The sequence below is a fragment of the Pseudomonas sp. GW821-FHT09A09 genome, assembly GCF_059418405.1.
Map to the genome: position 1 here is coordinate 59,480 of NZ_JBWKPU010000021.1, position 16,435 is coordinate 75,914.

Below are 16,435 nucleotides of genomic sequence, written 5' to 3' on the forward strand. Positions count from 1 at the left end.
TCAGTTGTCCCAACCGGCGAGGGCTACGGCCACGCGGTTTTCCACGGCCTTGACCTGCGCCCCGGTCACCACGTAGTTGTTGGTGACCATCGAAAACACCAACCGATGCCCGCGCGCATCATTGATGTAGCCACTGAGTGACGACACACCGCCCATGGAGCCGGTCTTGGCATGCAGGTTGTTCTCGGCCGGCGTGCCGACCAGGCGGTAACGCAGGCTGCCACCCGTCATGCGGTCGGCGTTGCCAGCAATCGGCAGCGCGTTGTACCAGGCGTTGAACCAGGGTTGTTTGCTGGCCGCCAGCAACAGGTCGGTCAGGGTTTGCGAAGAGACCAGATTGCGTCGCGACAAACCGGAACCATCCACTTGATTCAGCGCGGCCGCATCCAGGCCCTGGCGCTTGAGAAACCCGGCCACCGCCAGCGCCCCCGCCGCCGCCGTGCCGCTATTGGCGGTCTGGCGCCCCATGGCCTTGAGCAAGGCTTCGGACATGTTGTTGTTCGACAGTTTAAGCAGCGGCGTGATCAGTTCCTGCAACGGTGCCGATTGGTGTTCGGCCAGCACGCTGGCGGTTGCCGGGCTGGTGCCGCCCATCACCCGACGACCCGACACGCGGATGCCCTGCTGGGCCAACGCCTGTTCAAACAGGTTGGCCACCAGTTGCGTCGGTTCCCAGACACTCACCAACTGCTGGCTCTGTTTGCCCGGCGCCACCGCACCACTGAGCTGCAGCAGGTTGGTGCCATGACGGCGGTTGATCCCATAGGTATTGCCCGGGCCGCTGACGGCGCGGTTACTCAATTGCAGGTAGTCGGTGGGCGGGAAGATCTCCACCCCCACCGGCTGGCCTGCACGCAACGAGGCCTTGGCAGTCACCAGTACGGTGCCCGCATCAAAATCGCTGTTGGGTGAGACGGTCAGCGCCGAAATCTGCGCGCCGTAGTAGGTGCTTTCATCGTCATGGGACCAGTCGACGCCCAGCCGCTCGGCGTCAAACCAGGTGTCGTCGAACACCAGGTCGCCCTGCACCTCGCGCACGCCCCGGCTGGCGAGTTGCGCGGCCAGTACTTGGTAATCGGCAAACTGCAGGGTGGGATCGCCCAGGCCGCGCAGGTACAGATTGCCGGTCAGGCGATCACCTTGCTGCTGGCCGTTGCTCAAGAGCTGAGTGGAGAACCGATACTGCGGCCCCAGCACATCCATGGCCGCCGCCGTGGTCAACAACTTGAGGTTGGAGGCTGGCACCAGCCGCGTGCGCGGGTTGTGCTGATAGAGCGTGGCGCCGCTGCGGGCATCCCGTACCGTGAGGGAGACCGTGGCGCCATGCAGCGCCGGGTCGGCCAGCAGTTGGTCCAGGCGCTGCCCGCTCGCGGTGTTCGAAGACGTGGCGCAACCGCCGAGCAACACACCCAAACCCAGCGCCATCGCGCCAGCCTGTATCCATCGTCCCAACCGCATAACCCTGGCATTCCTGAATCTAAGAAAGTGCGCAGCTTGGGTAATTCACCGCATTCAATCAAGTGCCAGGGTGGTGATAGAGAATGTTCCCGCTTGAAACTGCGGGTCTGCCTTGGGCTCGGCGGCGGGCAGCACGTAGTCCATGGCCGGCAGGTAAACCCGCTGGCGCTGCGCGTCGAACGCCATGTTGTAGGCCATCGGCAAGGTGCTGATGGTCGCTGCCACGACGTAATGATCGGCATCCCTCTGGTCGATCACCACAAGGTTGGCGTCCACACCGCTGGGGATCAACAAGCGGCGATGCCGTGCGTCGTAGGCCACGGCGTTGACGTCACGCCCGATCGGCAACCTGACCTTCACTTCACCCGTCTCGCGGTCCGCCACGATCAACAACGGCGTGTCGCCTCGACAGGCCACAAACAAACGTTGCCGCTCTGCATCCTGGGCCAACGCGCTGGGCTTGGGGCAGTCGGCAAACTGCCAGGTGTCGAGCAGCGCAAAGTTGCTCGCGGCATAACGCGCGACCTTGCCTTCATCCCGCATGGGCAGGAAGAAACTGCCGTCGCCCTTGAGCAGCAGCGGGTCGATCTTCTTCACCGCCAGCTCATGGCCACCGGTGATGCGCTCCAGCTTCGGATCAAACTCGAACAAGGTTGATCGGTCTGCACGGCGCCCGCTGACGATGATCACTTTGCCGGTCGAAGGCTCGTACACCGCGCTGTTGAGGTTGCTTTGCGCCACCTCGATGCGCTTGAGCGGCTTGAGTGTGGATAACTGCACCACACTCAAACTGCCATCGGTGTTGAGCACAAACACGCGATCCAACTCAGGCACGAACACCACCCCGTTGGCGCCTTGCGACTGCGCCACCGTCTTGACCGTTTTCTGGTGCTGCACATCAAACACCGTCAGGCCGTTTTCACGCCGGGCCAGAAACAGGTAGGGCCGCGTCGGGTCCAGGCTGACAAAGCCCCAGCTGTGACCGGAACCGGGCAACGTCACCCGGTGTTCGCGGTGGGCGACGGCATCATCTGCCGCCGCCGTGGTAGTGATGAACAGGGCCAGTAGCCAAGCGTAGGCCTTCATCAGAAGGTCAACGTGCTGGAGACCGACACCTGGCGCGCATCGCCCAAGGACACAAACACCCGGCTGGCCGCCGAGGCGTAGTAGACGCGGTCGAACATGTTCTTCACGTTGAGCTGGAACTTGACCTTCTGCCCTTCGATCTTGGTGTCGTAGGTGGCAAACGCATCCGCCACGGTGTAGCCCGGCAGGGTGAAGTCGTTGGCCGCATCGCCTGCGCGCTCGCCGACATAGCGGGCACCGGCGCCCACGCGCAGTTGGTCGCCGCCAAAAACATTGCCGAAGTCATACACCGCCGAGAGCGACGCGGTGTTCTTGGCGACGTTCTGCAGGCGGTTGCCTTCCAGGGTCGGGTCCTTGTCCTTGGTGTCCAGAGCATCGGTGTAGGCGTAGCTGCCGATCAGGCTCCATTGGTCGGTCAACTGGCCGGTGGCGTCCAGTTCCAGGCCACGGGAACGCACCTGGCCGGCGATGCTGTAAATGGTGTTTGCGCCAGAGCCGACCGAGACCAGCACGTTGCGTTTTTCAATGTTGAACAACGCCGCGCTCGCGGTGATGCGCCCCGGCATGTCGAGCTTGGCACCCAGTTCCCACGACTTGGATTTCTCGGGCGTCAGGTCGCCGGTCAACTTGCTGCCATCGGCCAGGGCCGCAATGGTGGAGTTGGGTTTGAACGACTCGGTGTAGCTGCCGTAGAACGACAGCTCGTCGGTGTAGCGATACACCAGGCCGGCACGTGGCACCCAGGCCTGGCCGTTGCCGTTGGTGTTGGCGGTGAAGGGCACGCCTTTGCCCGCGTATTGGTCGTACATCTGGTAGCGCGCGCCGCCCACCAGGATCCACTTGTCAGTCAGGTGGATCGCGTCCTGGAAGAACAGCGAGTCGCTGCGCAGCAGGTCGGTCTGGGCGCTGTCCTTGGCGCTGACAGTGGTGCCTTCCACATCCCGGCCATACACCGGGTTGAGGTAACTGAAGGCACTGCGTTGTGCCTGGCGGATCAGGTCGGCGCGGTAGATCTTGCGGTACTCGTCATCCAGGCCAAACACCAGGTCGTGCTGCATGCCGGCCACGTTGACCTTGCCTTCCAGGCTGAAGGTGGAGAAACGGTCGGTGGTCAATGCGCCTCCGGTGCCGTCCATGCTGCGGGTCAGCGTGCCGTTGGGGTTAACGGTCACGATGCGCACTTGGCTGGCGTCGTAAGTCTCGCGGTTCCAGCTGTAGCCGAAGTGGGCTTTCCAGTCGTCGTTCAGGTCATGATCGACTTCCAGACGGTACAGGTCGGAGCGGCCTTCCATGTTGTTGAACGGCTCGTCCAGACGACGGGTCACCGGGATGTCCAGCGGATGATTGGTCTTGGGGTCGATGGCGGTGCCACGGTCGAACGGCGAGAGGAATTCGCGGTGTTCATAGGCGAAGACCACCTTGGTGGTGTCGCCGTACCAGGCCAGGGACGGCGCCACCAGTGTCTCGCGGTGGGTGCCGAAATTGCGCCAGTAGTCTTCGTCTTCATGGTCGACGATCAGGCGATAGGCCAAGCCGCTGTCCCCAATCGGGCCGGTGGTGTCGAGGTTGCCGCCGCTGCCGTTCTTGCCGTCGCCAAAGGTCGAGCCGCGAGCGGTCAACGAGGTGGACTGCACCAGTTCAGGCTTCTTGCTGACGATGTTGACGACGCCGCCCGGGTCCTGAATGCCGTACAACAATGACGACGGGCCCTTGAGCACTTCGACACGTTCGGCCGTGGAGTTCAGCGCACGCCCCTGCACGATGGGCATGCCGTCCTGCATGATCGAGCCGTTACGGTTGTCACCAAAGCCACGCAGCATGACCGCGTCCTGAGTGCTGGCCAGGGTGTTGGCCTGGGTGATGCCGCTGATATTGCCCAGAGCGTCATCCAGGTTGCGCGGGGTCTGGTCACGCAGCACCTGGGCGGGCACCACGTTGACGGTTTGCGGGGTCTCCAACAGCAGGCCGTGGGAGCGCATCACCGAACTGGTGGGCGGCGGCTGGTAGCTGGTGGTGTCCTGGGTCTGGCCGGCACCGCTGATGGTGGTGGCGCCGAGGTTCACCGCGCCTTCGGTCGGCACAGGTTCCAGGGCCAGGGTGCGGGCGTCGATCTGGCGGAAGGTAAAGCCGGACTTGCCCAGCAGGCGTTGCAGGGCCTGGGTCGCGCTCATCTGCCCGCTGACGGCGGGGGCGCTGAGGCCGTAGGGCGCCTCATCGGTGTAGATCACGCTGATACCGGTGACCCGGCTGAAGTCGCTCAAGGCCTGGGGCAGCGGTTTGGCTGCCAGGGCAAAGTTGAACTGGGCGCTTTGTTGCTCCTGCGCCTGTGCAATGCTCAGGGGCAGCAATGCCAGCCCCGAAACCGCCAATACCGAGGCTCCCAGCCACTGTTTTACCCAACCGCCCGCCGTCGACTTCATGCTGTGAGAACCCGTGTAGAAAACGCTGTTAATGCGAATAGATCGCAGTTTCAAGCACTACACGGATGGGCTGGCGATTTACCTCACCTCTGTATGCAAATATTTTTATTTATTGCGCCTGGATGCAAAAACCCATGCGCGGGAAATGCACATGCACGGTACCGGCACGCTCGTCGGTACGGCGCAGAATCAGCTCTTCGCGCCCGGCAAACAGCAATTCACCAGCCACCGGGTCGGTGCCGTAGTCGGTCGCCGAAACGGTCACCTGTTGCCCCACCTTAAAGCCGTTCAAATCGTCGAAAACCTCATCCGGCAAAACCGCCGGGCTCGCATTGCGCGCGACTTCCAGGGCTTGCTCGGCGCTCATCTGGGTGGACGTGCCATGGCCAAAGCCCAATACGCGATCCAGCCAGGCAGCCACAGCGGGATAGGCATCCACCAACGGCGCGGTCACCGAAGAGCCTTTGAGGAACCACAACGGGTGAGCCAGGGAGAAGTCGGCAATCGAAGGCTCGCCGAACAGAAAATCCCCCGCCTGATGCTGCAATTGCTGATTAATACGGCTGATGATCGCCGGCCACTGATGCAGGGCTTGTTCCAGTTGCACCCGCGCCGCCGTGCCACCGCTGAACAGTTTTTTACGGTCGGCGACCAGCACCTGGATCATCTCTGGTGGCACCTTGGCAAATTTCACCGCCAGGGATTCAGGCTGGAACACCAGCGCCACGGCATGGGAAAACACAACCGAATCGGCCCACGCGGCAAAACCCTGGGTGACAACTTCCAGGCCTTGAGGGAACAGCGTCGGCGCGGCTTTTTCCTGCTCAAGACGGCGGGCGATCAGTGCGGTGTCGCAGTAGATATCAGCGCCCACTTGCAGCACTGGCGTCTTGCGATAGCCACCCGTCAAAGGCATCAGGTCGGGCTTGGGCATCACCGGTGCGATATGCACCGAGCGCCAGGACAAGCCTTTGAAACCCAGCAGCAGGCGGGCTTTTTCAGCAAAAGGGGACTGGGGATAGTGGTGAAGAATCAACTCAGACATACCAGGCTCCGCTCGATAAGTGAGCCGCTAGCTTAGCCTGCAACACGCGCAATGGGGACGATGGGAACCCATCAGTCAAATCAATGGGCTGCTCGCCGCCAGGCACTCCTTGGCGCTCTTCTTCAGCTTCTTGATCAAGCGCTCCTGGCGCAGTGCCTCAGCCTTGCTCGCGCACTGCTCGGTATACACCAGCGCCACGGCCGGGCTGGACAGGAAGAACCGCGCGCCCTTGCCACGCTGGTGCATGGCAAAACGGCGCACCGGGTCATTGCTGATGCCGCAGTACAACGAGCCATTGGCGGCGCGTACCAGGTAGACAAACCAGGGTTTGGGTTCAAAAGTTTCAGTCACAAGTCGAGCCGGCAAAACCAGAAGAGCGCCCAGCTTATCAACGACTGGCCTGGAACGCCTTCAAACCACGCAGGGCTTGGGTGCGCACGGCGTTTTTCACCAGCGGCGTCCAGCCCAGCAACAAACCTTTGGTGCCCAGCGCCTGACGCGACCAGCGCCACAGGTCGAAGCTGTCGTGGTGCTCACAAATCTTGCCGTCGCGAAACACAAAGCGCGCCTGGATATCGTTGACCACCGTGTTGCCCGTGGCACTGAACAAATAGGTGGCGACCCAATGGGCGCCACCGCTGCGGTCATCGCTGCGCACGTTGTCGAAGGTCAGGGAAAAGTCTTTGGCGCGCGTAGTGAGCATGCGCCACATGTCACCGGCATCACGCCCGCGCAGTTCACCGAACGCGGGATCACTGAACACCACATCATCGGTGTAGCAGGCGGCCATGGCTTCGGCATCCAGGCGCTGGAACGCTTCATAGAAACGGGTGATCAGGGTGGTGTGGGCATCACTCATGGGCAAGCTCCGCGATAACGTTAGGTGTGCTGCACGATAATCTGCAGTGGCGGGGAAAGCCATGGCCATTCGCCACAGGAATGAGTGATGCCCGATGGGATTACAGGTAGACGATGTCCAGGGTCGCACTGCCGTCGATCAGGATTTCTTCGGTGATTGGCAAGTCGCTCCGGCTCTGGATTGTGGTGGATATCAGAACATCGGTTTTCAACGTGGTCAGCGCCAACGGTACCGGCGCTGTGTTGCTCGCGCCATTGACGGTACGCATCCAGTCGGGCTGCCAAACCGTGCTGCCGGGGGCGTCCATCCAGACTTGACCATTTGGAGACTCGATCACATCACGCAAAACACCGTCGGCAGTAGTGTTGGTCATTCTCAAGAGGTACCAGCCGATCTTTTTGTCACCGGACGCCAGACCCAGCCCATAGTTTGGAAGGGCACCGCTCCACTCTGCGGAAGTACCTGCACGGTTATCCGTCCCTTTGATCGCTACCAACGTCGCAGCTTCGCAGTTGATCGACAATTGCAGCGCGGCATCCGGTAGCACCGTGGTCAGAGTGGGGTGCAGGTCTTTCGCCGAGATCTTGCCATGCTCCACCAAGCCGCCATTTGACAAGAGCGGCGTGCAGGCAGCCGGGGTGATCATGCCCTTGACCGTCAGGTCGATACTGGAAACGGCGAATGTATGGGACGCGCCAGCCAAGGCAGATGCCAAAACGACAGTTTTAATCAGCAACTTCATAACAATGCTCTCTTCTGATCGATTATTTAATTGAAACAGTCGACGCACTTTTACTGCGTCGCCCTCTCAACCATCGATTCGGTTAACAGACTAGGGATATTATGTTCAAGCCATACACTTAACGAGAACACCCCAACAATCTAGAGCAGCCAACACTCAACTAACATACAAGTAATACGAACACAAAAACTCAAGTAATTACTCTAATAAAGTCTTCCACCAGGCATCATCAAGGCACCATCCCGACATCCCGAGCATACGCGAACAAATCAACATCGGTCGTAATGCACAACCGATGCATCGCCGTACTCTTCTGCTTACTGATCGTCGAAATACTGCGATTAACCCGCGCAGCAATCTGGCTGACGGTCATACCGCTGGCGAGCATGCGTACAACTTCCTGTTCCTTGCCGGAAAGTGTTGGCGTCTGGGTCGGTTGCGAACCACACACCTGGTCCAACTGCACACGCAAGCACTCACTGACAAATTGTCGGCCCTGCACCACGGCATTCAGCGCCTGAGGCAGCTCCCTGGCGGAAGCACTCTTGGCGATCACGCCTCGCGCGCCGTGGCTGAACGCTGCGCGCAGCGTAGCGACATTGGCAAACATGGTCACCAGGACTACCGGTAACGCCGGGTACTTTCGGTTCAACAAACCCAACAGGCCGTACCCATCGGCCTGCTGATTTCCCGGCATGGCGAAGTCGGTTACTATCACGTCGCAGGGTACACGGCTGACCAACGCCAACAATTGATCGGGCCCGTCGGCTTCGCCGACCACTTTGCACTTGCCACTTGCCTCAATCACCACTTTTTGCCCAACACGAACAATGGGGTGATCGTCAGCAATAATGATGCGGATCATTGGTTTTTCCATGATGGCAGTTTGAGACTGGCAAAATACCCCGATCGCTTTTCTGCAACAACAGGTAATAACTCATCATTAAGCGCGCCACCCCGTATTTAAAGCACCGCGAACTAATACCTACACAATTAAGAGAAATGGAATACAGAAAAGTACTACACGGCAAAGTATGTATTCCTTCAAAGTTGCGTAAGATAATTCAGGTACCGCTCGACATCGTGACAGAACGCTCTCAATGCCGGTGTATTGATTGCCACACCGTTTACCTGCACCCGTTTGATCAGGTCCACCGCCCTCGCATCCAGGCCAGTCGCCCCCAAAAACGCGACACTGCCCACTAACCGGTGCAAACGTTGGGCAGCCATAGTCGCGTCCTGAGTGGCCTGCGCGTGAGCCAGCACGGCGAGGTCCGCATCGGCCTCCTGAACCAGGCTCAGCAACAGCGGCTCCACAACCTCCCACGTACCAAACGCCTCGATCAAACTGACGCGACTGGGCACAGTGCCACCGGGCAAAGCCGCAGCCCCTGCGGGTAGCCCCGCCGAAGGCAAGGGCTTCGGCGACGCCAGCCAGTAGCACAGCACTTCACGCAACTGGGCAAACCCTACGGGTTTGATCAGCCAGCCGTCCATTCCACAGGCCACACACTGGCGGATTTCTTCCGGCCCCAGGCCGCCTGTCAGCCCCAGAACAACCAGAGGAAGCCGCCCCTGGGCCTGCTCACGCATTCGCAGTTCACGAGTCAGGGCGTATCCGTCCATCACCGGCATACGGCAGTCACTGATCATCAGGTCGAAACACTCGGTAGTCAGCCATTGCAGAGCCTCTTGACCATTGCAACAACACTGATAAGCGACGCCGAGTCGTTCCAACAGCGAACCCAGCAGAAAACGATAGGCGGGGTGGTCATCCACTACGAGAACACGCGCCCGAGACACATCGACAGCAGAAAATGAATCGCTCGAATCGCGTGCAGAAAACTGACCAGGCATGGCGCCCTCGAAAGGGGCGATCAGTTCGCCCGGACTTTTCGCAACTAAACAATGACCCCGATCCTTATAAAGGGATCCGGGCAATCAAAGATCGCGAAAAATATCCGAATACATAGCCGTCAGCGATACAACAACTACGACAACACCCAATAAAACCTATTATTTCAACAGCCCCGCCCCCTTCTGTCATTGCCACCCTGTCATTCGTATTAGTTGCATTTCCCGCCCTGTATCCCTGCGATAAATTCTCCCCCGCTTTCCCTGTAACGGCGCGTGCCCTCAATAAACATAAAACCCTGGGTAACTTCACCGCGCCGCTCTGCCCCTGATCCGTGCATAGGAATACCGACTGTGATGAAAAACTCTCTCGCCGCCCTGGCCGGAGCCCTGCTGATCGCCCACGCCAGTACGGCGCTGGCCGCTAGCTCCGTGGACCTTTCGGTCAAAGGTGCCATTACCCCGAGCGCTTGTACGCCTAGCCTGAGCAATGGCGGGCTGGTGGATTACGGCAAGATCTCGACCCAGGACCTGGACCCGACCGGGGTCACCGAACTGCCCAGGACCCTCTTCAAGTTGGCGGTCAATTGCGAAGGGTCGAGCCTGTTCGGGCTGAACGCCCAGGACAATCGATCGTCAGTGGCGGGCCCCGCCGCCTCCTTCGTATTGGGGCGGGTCAGCCCGACAAACTGGATCGCCACGTATTTCCTGACCATGGAAAACGTGGTCACCGACGACCCCACCGCCTACCCGATCTACTCCCTGGATAACGGCTCGACCTGGATCTACAACTCCGAACGGCAGGTACCGGCCAACACACTCAGTGCTTTCGGCAATCAGACGTCCGGCACACGCGCCCCCGTTCCCCTGACAGATGTAGCGCTGGACCTGATTGTCCAACCCTACATTTTTCCAAAAAGCCAGATCCCGGCAGGCGAAACCATTCCCCTGGACGGGTCCGCCACGTTCGAGTTGCGCTACCTATGAAGGCCTCGACACTGTGCCGTTGCGGCACGTTCGGCCTCGTGCTCAACCTGGCCCCTGTGGCGTTCGCCGCCAGCAACGTGGACCTGACGGTACGCGGCATCATCACCCCCAGCGCGTGTACCCCGAGCCTGGCCCAGGAGGGGCTGATCGACTACGGCAAGATCGCCGCCCGCGATCTGAACCGCGAGTCCTTCACCCCGTTGCCGCTCACCCAGTTGCCTGCGGCCGTCAACTGCCAGGCCCCAACCCTGTTCGCCTTGAGGCTCACCGATAACCGCGCCGGCTCCAGCGCCTCCGAGCCCTTCGGTTTCGGGCTCGGACTGACCCACGCCAGCGAACGGATCGGCGTGTACCACACCATCTTGCACACGCCCTTGGCAGAGAACGCACCCATCACTCAATTGCAGTCATCAGACAACGGCCAAAGCTGGAGCGTGGTTGAAGAAAACGTCGCTTTGCCCCCGCTGCGACTGGCCGCGTTCGGGGACGCTTCTTCCGGCGTCTGGAGCCCGCTGCCGATCCAGGCACTGCGTGTGCAAATACGTGTGAGCACGCTGATCGCACCGGCCCAGGGCCTGACCCTGGATCGTGAAGTGCCACTGGACGGCTCAGCCACTCTGGACCTGATTTACCTATAGCGCCTTCACCCTTAACCCTACCTTACAAGGACTTGTGCCCATGGACAGACCCACCCTCGCCTTCCTGCTAGCCGCCCTTGCGCCTGGCGCGTTCGCTGCCAGCAGTACGGACCTGAGCGTCTCCGGGACCATCACACCCAGCGCCTGCGCACCCGTGCTGTCGAACGGTGGCGTGATCGACCACGGCAAGATGACCTCCAAGGACCTGCAACCCAGCTCCCCGACGTTGCTCGATCCAGCCGAGATGCGCCTTGAAGTGCAGTGCGAGGGTGAGACCTTTTTTACCTTGACCACCGTGGATAACCGCGCGGGCACCTCCGCCATCAACCCGAGGCACCACGGCCTGGGCATGACCGCCGAGAAAGAAAAACTGGGCAGCGTGGCGTTTTCGCTGTTCGACCCGGTGGCCGATGACAAACCGGTCAAGGTGATCACGTCAAGCAACGGGGGCGCCAATTGGGCCGCTTCGATCTACCTGGGGCATGAGGCACTGACCTCATTTGCGGCCCTCGACGGCCCCAATACGCCCATCGCCCTGAAAATCCTGAATGCCCGTCTGCGCGCATTCACCATCATCGTGCCCGCCACCGACCTGACCTTGCTCGATGAGGTGCCACTGGACGGCCAAGCCACGCTGCAACTCAAGTACTTGTGACCCTTTTCCCTCAACTTACCTTGATAGGAGCAACACCATGAAAGCCCTGAATGCCCTGTTCGCCACCCTGCTGCTCACCGGGACCGGCACGGCCCTCGCCGCCTCCAGCGTGGACCTGACCGTACGTGGATTGATCACTCCGAGTGCCTGTGAGCCAAGCGTGTCCGGCGGCGGCAATGTGGATATCGGCAAGATTTCGGCCAAGGACCTCAATGCCAATACAGAAACCCCGCTGGCGGATCACACCCTGCAAGTGACCGTCACCTGTGACGCCGCCACCTTGATGGCCATTGAGCCCAAGGACAACCGTGCAGGTTCGGCCTCGGTCACCAAAGACACCGCCTTTGGCTTGGGCCTGGTCAATAGCAACGAAAAGCTAGGCTACTTCGAAATGACCTTGGGATCGGCGGTGGCCGATGGCGTCAATGTGGATCCCATTGCTTCGCGTGACAATGGCCTGACCTGGGCACTCCTGGTGTCCATGATCAACAACGGCATTACCTCCATCGCCAACAGTGCCACCGTCGCGCCCGTTCCGGTGCAGTCACTGGTGGCCGATTTGACCGTCTCGCCCTTCATTGCCCCGGCCAACAGTCTGACCCTGACCGAGGAAGTGCCAATCGACGGTTCGACGACCCTGACCGTCAAGTACCTGTAATGGAAAACGGGCGCAGCCTTTGCGCGCTGCGCCCAGCGCCGCACTCACGGATGTCCCTCAACACGGTTCCAACATCAGACCATGAACACGCTCTCACTCCGCTTGATGACGCTCGGTCTCTGCCTGACCGCCACTTCCGCGCTGTGTGCCTCGAAGGTCGACGTGACGTTGACCGGCAGCATCACCCCCAGCGCCTGCACGCCGGTCCTGTCGCCCAGCGGCATCGTCGACCACGGGCGGGTGCCAGCCCGCTCGCTCAATCAGTACGAGTTCACCGAGCTGCCCATGCGCACGCTGGACATGAACGTCACCTGTAACCAACCCGTGTTGTTCGTGCTGGTGGGTGTGGATAACCGTGCCGACTCCTCCGTGGGGCCAGGCTTCTATTACGGCCTGGGCAACAACATCCATGCCCCGGCCGAACGCATGGGCTCGGTGGCCCTGGCCATTCGCGAAGTGGTGGGCGATGGTCAGCGCGCCATTGTGCTGGCCTCCAGCAACCGCGGCCTGACCTGGTTTCCCGAAACCAACGCCTACCCGGACAACTACATGGGCTTCGCGCACCCCGGCACCCTGGTGCCCGATCCGCACAGCGTGCTCACCGCCAAGCTGGACATCAAAACATCGATCAACGCCGCCGCCTACCTGACCCTCGACCAAGAGGTGCCGTTGGACGGTTCCATCGTGCTAGACCTGAGGTATCTGTAGTCATGTTCCCCTTCCCTTACGTTGCCAAAACAATTACACGGGTGTTCAACCTGGTTCGCTATGCCTCCCTCTACCTCGCCGCGCTGGCGCTGACGTTGTGGGGCCCCACCCTTGTGCTCGCCGACGGCATGGTGCCGGACACTTCGGTGGTGATCGTCAATGAGGCCGATGGCGAAGCCTCGGTGTCGGTAACCAACACTGACGCCAAGCTTGCCCTGCTGCACGTCACCCTCGAAGACATTCCCGAAGACCCGTCGCCCCTGCTGTTTGTCACGCCACCGCTCACACGGGTCGAGCCGTCCAAGAGCCAGTTGATCCGCTTCATCCTGCAATCTGCCACGCCACTGACCACCCAGCGCTTGAAACGGGTGATCTTCGAAGGCATGCCCCAGGGCCGCGCCGAAGGCCAGGCCGGGCATGCGCGAGTGGGCGTGACGGTGCGCCAGAACCTGCCGGTGATTCTGCACCCCAAGGGGCTCGCACCGAATCGCACGCCCTGGACCGGCTTGGTCTGGAGCCTGAAGAACCAGCAACTGAGTGTGAATAACCCGACGCCCTACGTGGTCCGCCTGGCTCAGGAATTGACCTTGCTGCCCGGCAAAGGCTCAGCCTTGCTGCCACGCACCTACGTGCTACCCGGCGAGACCTTGAGCGTGGCCGCCAGCCAGGCCCAGGCCAGCACCGTGCAGATACAACCGGCCACCGTCTACGGATTTGCGGTCGCGCCTTACGAAGCACCGATCACCCTTTGATCGCAGCGCCGGCGGGCCGAATGCCGGCGCCCTGATAACGAAGTGGCCTCTCATTGAAGGCCGCCGGGAGCTCTCCCGCCACGATGGAATGGCGCGGGCCAGACTCCATTATTCGAGTACGACTTGTGAGCACAGTTATGACTGATCGCGACGGCGAAGCCGTGCCTGGTGTTTCATCACCCCGGGCGCGCCAATGGCTGGCGGGCGTTGCGCTGAGCCTGGGCACCGTGCTGCCAACGGCTGCCTCCCTGGCCGAAGAAGGCGCCGGCTCATTTGATCCACAAACCCTGGCCCAACGGGGCATTGACCCGCAATTGGCCAACCTGTTGCTGGAAGCCCCGCGCTTCCCGGCCGGGCGCCACGCCCTGAACCTCACCGTGAACGGCCAGCGACGTGGGCGGGTGGACATGCTGTTCAACGGGCAAGGCGCGTTGTGTTTCAACCAGACCCTACTGGATGCAGGCCACTTGCGCGTACCGGCCGACGATGGCGAATGCCATGCCTTTCTCGAGGCATACCCGCAGACCTTGATCGAGCAGGATCCCGCCACCCTCAGCCTGTCGCTGGTCGTGCCCACCGATGCGCTGCGTCCGACCGTGCGCGATGTGTCCGGCTACCAGACCGGCGGGTTCGCCGGGCTGCTCAACTATGACCTGAGCGGCCTGTACAACGAATTCGGCGACGACACTAGCCGTTTCGGCTCGGCCAACACCGAGGTCGGTTTCAACGCCGGCGACTGGATCGTGCGCAGTCGCCAGGTACGCACCTGGCAAGACAAGGTGTCGCGCACCACCCACCTGGACGCCTACGCCCAGCGCACCTTTGCCGAACAGCAAGCAGTGTTCCAGGCCGGGCAGATCAACCTGTACAACCCGGTATTGGCCGGCGCACAGATCACCGGGGCGCAGGTGCTCACCGAGACGGCCCTGCAGGACCAGAACCAGGGCGCCACCATCACCGGCATCGCCAACAGCCCGGCCCAGGTGGAGATCCGTCAGAACGGCACGTTGATTCATTCCACCGTGGTGCCGGCGGGGCCGTTCTCCCTCACCGATGTACGACGCTTGAACAGCCGTTCCGACGTGGAAGTCACGGTCAAGGAAAGCAGCGGCGAGGAACGTCGCTTCACCGTGCCTGCCGCCATGCTTGGCCTGGGCTTGCCTGCGCCGGGTTACTCGGTGGCGGCGGGACGCGTGCGCAAGCTCGGTGCCGGTGAAGGCGCCGAACCCTGGGTGGTCAGTGGTGGCTGGAGCGGTGCGTTGCACCCGCAAGTCAGTGTGGGTGCCGGCGCGCTGGGCGCCGAGGATTATCGCGCGGTCGGTGCCAGCCTGGGTTGGTTGCCCTGGCAGGACAGCCAGCTCCAACTGTCCAGTCAAATCGCCCAGGCCACGCGCAATGGCAACGAACGGGGTGTACAAACCGATCTGTCGTGGTCGCAACGCCTGTCCGAACGTTGGGCAATCACCACGGCGGGCTCCTGGCGCACCCTGGGTTATCGCGACCTGGAAGACTCCACCTACCTCACCGAAACCCGCGAGCAACGCCAGTCGCGCTACCGCGACCAACAGAGCGCGACCGCATCCTGGTCACACCCGATGCTCGGCGCATTCAGCGCCGGCATCTCGCGCTCATCCTCGTTTACCGGTGAGAGCAGCAGCCGCGCGCTGGCATCGTGGGGCACCAGCTTTGGGCGTGTTTCGGTGTCCGCCAGCGCCGAGTGGCAAGTGGGCGGCCGCCAGCAGAGCGATGACAGTGTGTACCTGAACATCAGCGTGCCCCTGGGCGAAAGCCGCCGCGGTCGTGCCTGGGCGCGCAATGCCGGAGGCGATCACCGCATCGGGGCCGGGGTCAGCGAACAGATCAACGACCAGTTGAGCTACCAGGCAAGCATTGAACGCGACAGCCGTGACCGTGAGGTGGAGTCATCCATCGGTGTCTCGACGCTGCCGTATTACAGCCAGTTGGACTTCAACTACACCCGCAACAATCAGGAACGTTCCAGCTATCAAGGTGGCGCACGCGGTGGCGTGGTGTTGCACGGCGATGGGCTGACTTTTTCGCCCTACCCGGTGCGCGAGACCTTTGCGCTGATGTCGGTGGGGGACATGGCCGGCATCAAGGTCAGCACCCCCAGTGGCCCGGTGTGGACCGACTGGCAAGGCCAGGCTGTGGTGTCGCAACTCAGCCCCTATGGGCGCAGCCCGGTGGAAGTGCAAACCCGCTCGTTGCCGCGCAACGCCGACATCAGCAATGGCTTGGCAGTACTGTCAGCCGGACGTGGCGCCGTAGACAACGTCGAGTTCGGCGTGGCGCTCACACGCCGGGCCCTGTTGAGCGTAACCGACGCCAACGGCCAGCCTCTCCCCCGCGGCGCCGCCGTCAGCACCGCCAACGGTGAGTTCGTAACCCTGGTTCAGGACGGCAGCCAGGTGTTCTTGCCGGACGTATTGGACCGCCGCGAATTGTGGGTCAGCGCCCCTGGTCAACCCCGCTGCCGCCTGGACTTCGAGCTGCCCGAACGGGGCGATCCCGAGGTGTATTACGAAACCGCACCGGCGCGGTGCCTACCATGA

Annotated in this window: 16 protein-coding genes; 7 read left to right on the forward strand and 9 right to left on the reverse strand. The window is 61.6% G+C overall.

Annotated elements, in window-relative coordinates; genetic code table 11:
• The 9 genes from dacB to AC07OV_RS18840 form a co-directional block, all read right to left on the reverse strand.
• A complete protein-coding gene (gene dacB, locus AC07OV_RS18800) occupies nt 1-1,458 on the reverse strand; it encodes a D-alanyl-D-alanine carboxypeptidase/D-alanyl-D-alanine endopeptidase (protein ID WP_495092755.1) in 1,458 nt (485 codons plus the stop codon).
• A gap of 54 nt (nt 1,459-1,512) precedes the next feature.
• A complete protein-coding gene (locus AC07OV_RS18805; protein ID WP_495092756.1) occupies nt 1,513-2,544 on the reverse strand; it encodes a YncE family protein in 1,032 nt (343 codons plus the stop codon).
• Nucleotides 2,544-4,964, reverse strand: coding sequence for a TonB-dependent siderophore receptor (locus AC07OV_RS18810; protein ID WP_494997254.1), 2,421 nt, complete (start codon nt 4,962-4,964; stop codon nt 2,544-2,546). The genes AC07OV_RS18805 and AC07OV_RS18810 overlap by 1 nt, the downstream gene beginning before the upstream one ends.
• Before the next feature lie 109 nt (nt 4,965-5,073).
• Entirely contained in the window at nt 5,074-6,009 is a 936-nt protein-coding gene (locus AC07OV_RS18815; RefSeq protein WP_495092757.1) for a glutathione S-transferase family protein, read from the reverse strand.
• 75 nt (nt 6,010-6,084) lie between these two features.
• The gene (locus AC07OV_RS18820; protein ID WP_495092758.1) at nt 6,085-6,360 is read right to left on the reverse strand and encodes a GIY-YIG nuclease family protein; all 276 of its coding nucleotides are present in this window, start codon (nt 6,358-6,360) and stop codon (nt 6,085-6,087) included.
• A 37-nt stretch (nt 6,361-6,397) separates the two neighbouring features.
• The gene (locus tag AC07OV_RS18825) at nt 6,398-6,868 is read right to left on the reverse strand and encodes a nuclear transport factor 2 family protein (protein WP_176994969.1); all 471 of its coding nucleotides are present in this window, start codon (nt 6,866-6,868) and stop codon (nt 6,398-6,400) included.
• Nucleotides 6,869-6,968: 100 nt separating this feature from the next.
• The gene (locus AC07OV_RS18830; protein WP_494997252.1) at nt 6,969-7,610 is read right to left on the reverse strand and encodes a DUF1120 domain-containing protein; all 642 of its coding nucleotides are present in this window, start codon (nt 7,608-7,610) and stop codon (nt 6,969-6,971) included.
• 229 nt (nt 7,611-7,839) lie between these two features.
• A complete protein-coding gene (locus AC07OV_RS18835) occupies nt 7,840-8,475 on the reverse strand; it encodes a response regulator (RefSeq protein ID WP_494997251.1) in 636 nt (211 codons plus the stop codon).
• 179 nt (nt 8,476-8,654) lie between these two features.
• Nucleotides 8,655-9,467: a response regulator gene (locus tag AC07OV_RS18840; RefSeq protein ID WP_494997250.1), complete on the reverse strand. Its 813-nt coding sequence runs from the start codon at nt 9,465-9,467 to the stop codon at nt 8,655-8,657.
• 354 nt (nt 9,468-9,821) lie between these two features.
• Here AC07OV_RS18840 and AC07OV_RS18845 point away from each other — a divergent pair, with 354 nt between their 5' ends.
• The 7 genes from AC07OV_RS18845 to AC07OV_RS18875 all read left to right on the forward strand — a co-directional run bounded on the left by AC07OV_RS18845 (nt 9,822) and on the right by AC07OV_RS18875 (nt 16,435).
• On the forward strand, nt 9,822-10,451 hold the full coding sequence (locus AC07OV_RS18845; RefSeq protein WP_495092759.1) for a DUF1120 domain-containing protein: 630 nt from the start codon (nt 9,822-9,824) through the stop codon (nt 10,449-10,451).
• Nucleotides 10,448-11,089 carry a DUF1120 domain-containing protein gene (locus tag AC07OV_RS18850; protein ID WP_176994973.1) on the forward strand — a complete coding sequence of 214 codons (642 nt, stop codon included), beginning with the start codon at nt 10,448-10,450 and terminating at the stop codon, nt 11,087-11,089. Before AC07OV_RS18845 ends, AC07OV_RS18850 begins: the two co-directional genes overlap by 4 nt.
• Before the next feature lie 40 nt (nt 11,090-11,129).
• Nucleotides 11,130-11,744 (forward strand): DUF1120 domain-containing protein, encoded by a 615-nt coding sequence (locus AC07OV_RS18855; RefSeq protein ID WP_494997248.1) that lies wholly within the window; start codon nt 11,130-11,132, stop codon nt 11,742-11,744.
• A 37-nt stretch (nt 11,745-11,781) separates the two neighbouring features.
• Nucleotides 11,782-12,402 (forward strand): DUF1120 domain-containing protein, encoded by a 621-nt coding sequence (locus AC07OV_RS18860; protein WP_494997247.1) that lies wholly within the window; start codon nt 11,782-11,784, stop codon nt 12,400-12,402.
• A gap of 81 nt (nt 12,403-12,483) precedes the next feature.
• Nucleotides 12,484-13,110, forward strand: coding sequence for a DUF1120 domain-containing protein (locus tag AC07OV_RS18865; RefSeq protein ID WP_494997246.1), 627 nt, complete (start codon nt 12,484-12,486; stop codon nt 13,108-13,110).
• Between the two features lie 2 nt (nt 13,111-13,112).
• Nucleotides 13,113-13,862, forward strand: coding sequence for a fimbria/pilus chaperone family protein (locus tag AC07OV_RS18870; RefSeq protein WP_494997245.1), 750 nt, complete (start codon nt 13,113-13,115; stop codon nt 13,860-13,862).
• A gap of 137 nt (nt 13,863-13,999) precedes the next feature.
• Nucleotides 14,000-16,435, forward strand: coding sequence for a fimbria/pilus outer membrane usher protein (locus AC07OV_RS18875; protein ID WP_495092760.1), 2,436 nt, complete (start codon nt 14,000-14,002; stop codon nt 16,433-16,435).

Excerpts from the sequence above, each read along its gene's own strand:
- dacB (WP_495092755.1), bottom strand. The coding sequence starts at position 1,458 with ATGCGGTTGGGACGATGGATACAGGCTGGCGCGATGGCGCTGGGTTTG.
- AC07OV_RS18805 (WP_495092756.1), bottom strand. The coding sequence starts at position 2,544 with ATGAAGGCCTACGCTTGGCTACTGGCCCTGTTCATCACTACCACGGCG.
- AC07OV_RS18810 (WP_494997254.1), bottom strand. The coding sequence starts at position 4,964 with ATGAAGTCGACGGCGGGCGGTTGGGTAAAACAGTGGCTGGGAGCCTCG.
- AC07OV_RS18815 (WP_495092757.1), bottom strand. The coding sequence starts at position 6,009 with ATGTCTGAGTTGATTCTTCACCACTATCCCCAGTCCCCTTTTGCTGAA.
- AC07OV_RS18825 (WP_176994969.1), bottom strand. The coding sequence starts at position 6,868 with ATGAGTGATGCCCACACCACCCTGATCACCCGTTTCTATGAAGCGTTC.
- AC07OV_RS18830 (WP_494997252.1), bottom strand. The coding sequence starts at position 7,610 with ATGAAGTTGCTGATTAAAACTGTCGTTTTGGCATCTGCCTTGGCTGGC.
- AC07OV_RS18835 (WP_494997251.1), bottom strand. The coding sequence starts at position 8,475 with ATGATCCGCATCATTATTGCTGACGATCACCCCATTGTTCGTGTTGGG.
- AC07OV_RS18840 (WP_494997250.1), bottom strand. The coding sequence starts at position 9,467 with ATGCCTGGTCAGTTTTCTGCACGCGATTCGAGCGATTCATTTTCTGCT.
- AC07OV_RS18845 (WP_495092759.1), top strand. The coding sequence starts at position 9,822 with ATGAAAAACTCTCTCGCCGCCCTGGCCGGAGCCCTGCTGATCGCCCAC.
- AC07OV_RS18850 (WP_176994973.1), top strand. The coding sequence starts at position 10,448 with ATGAAGGCCTCGACACTGTGCCGTTGCGGCACGTTCGGCCTCGTGCTC.
- AC07OV_RS18855 (WP_494997248.1), top strand. The coding sequence starts at position 11,130 with ATGGACAGACCCACCCTCGCCTTCCTGCTAGCCGCCCTTGCGCCTGGC.
- AC07OV_RS18860 (WP_494997247.1), top strand. The coding sequence starts at position 11,782 with ATGAAAGCCCTGAATGCCCTGTTCGCCACCCTGCTGCTCACCGGGACC.
- AC07OV_RS18865 (WP_494997246.1), top strand. The coding sequence starts at position 12,484 with ATGAACACGCTCTCACTCCGCTTGATGACGCTCGGTCTCTGCCTGACC.
- AC07OV_RS18870 (WP_494997245.1), top strand. The coding sequence starts at position 13,113 with ATGTTCCCCTTCCCTTACGTTGCCAAAACAATTACACGGGTGTTCAAC.
- AC07OV_RS18875 (WP_495092760.1), top strand. The coding sequence starts at position 14,000 with ATGACTGATCGCGACGGCGAAGCCGTGCCTGGTGTTTCATCACCCCGG.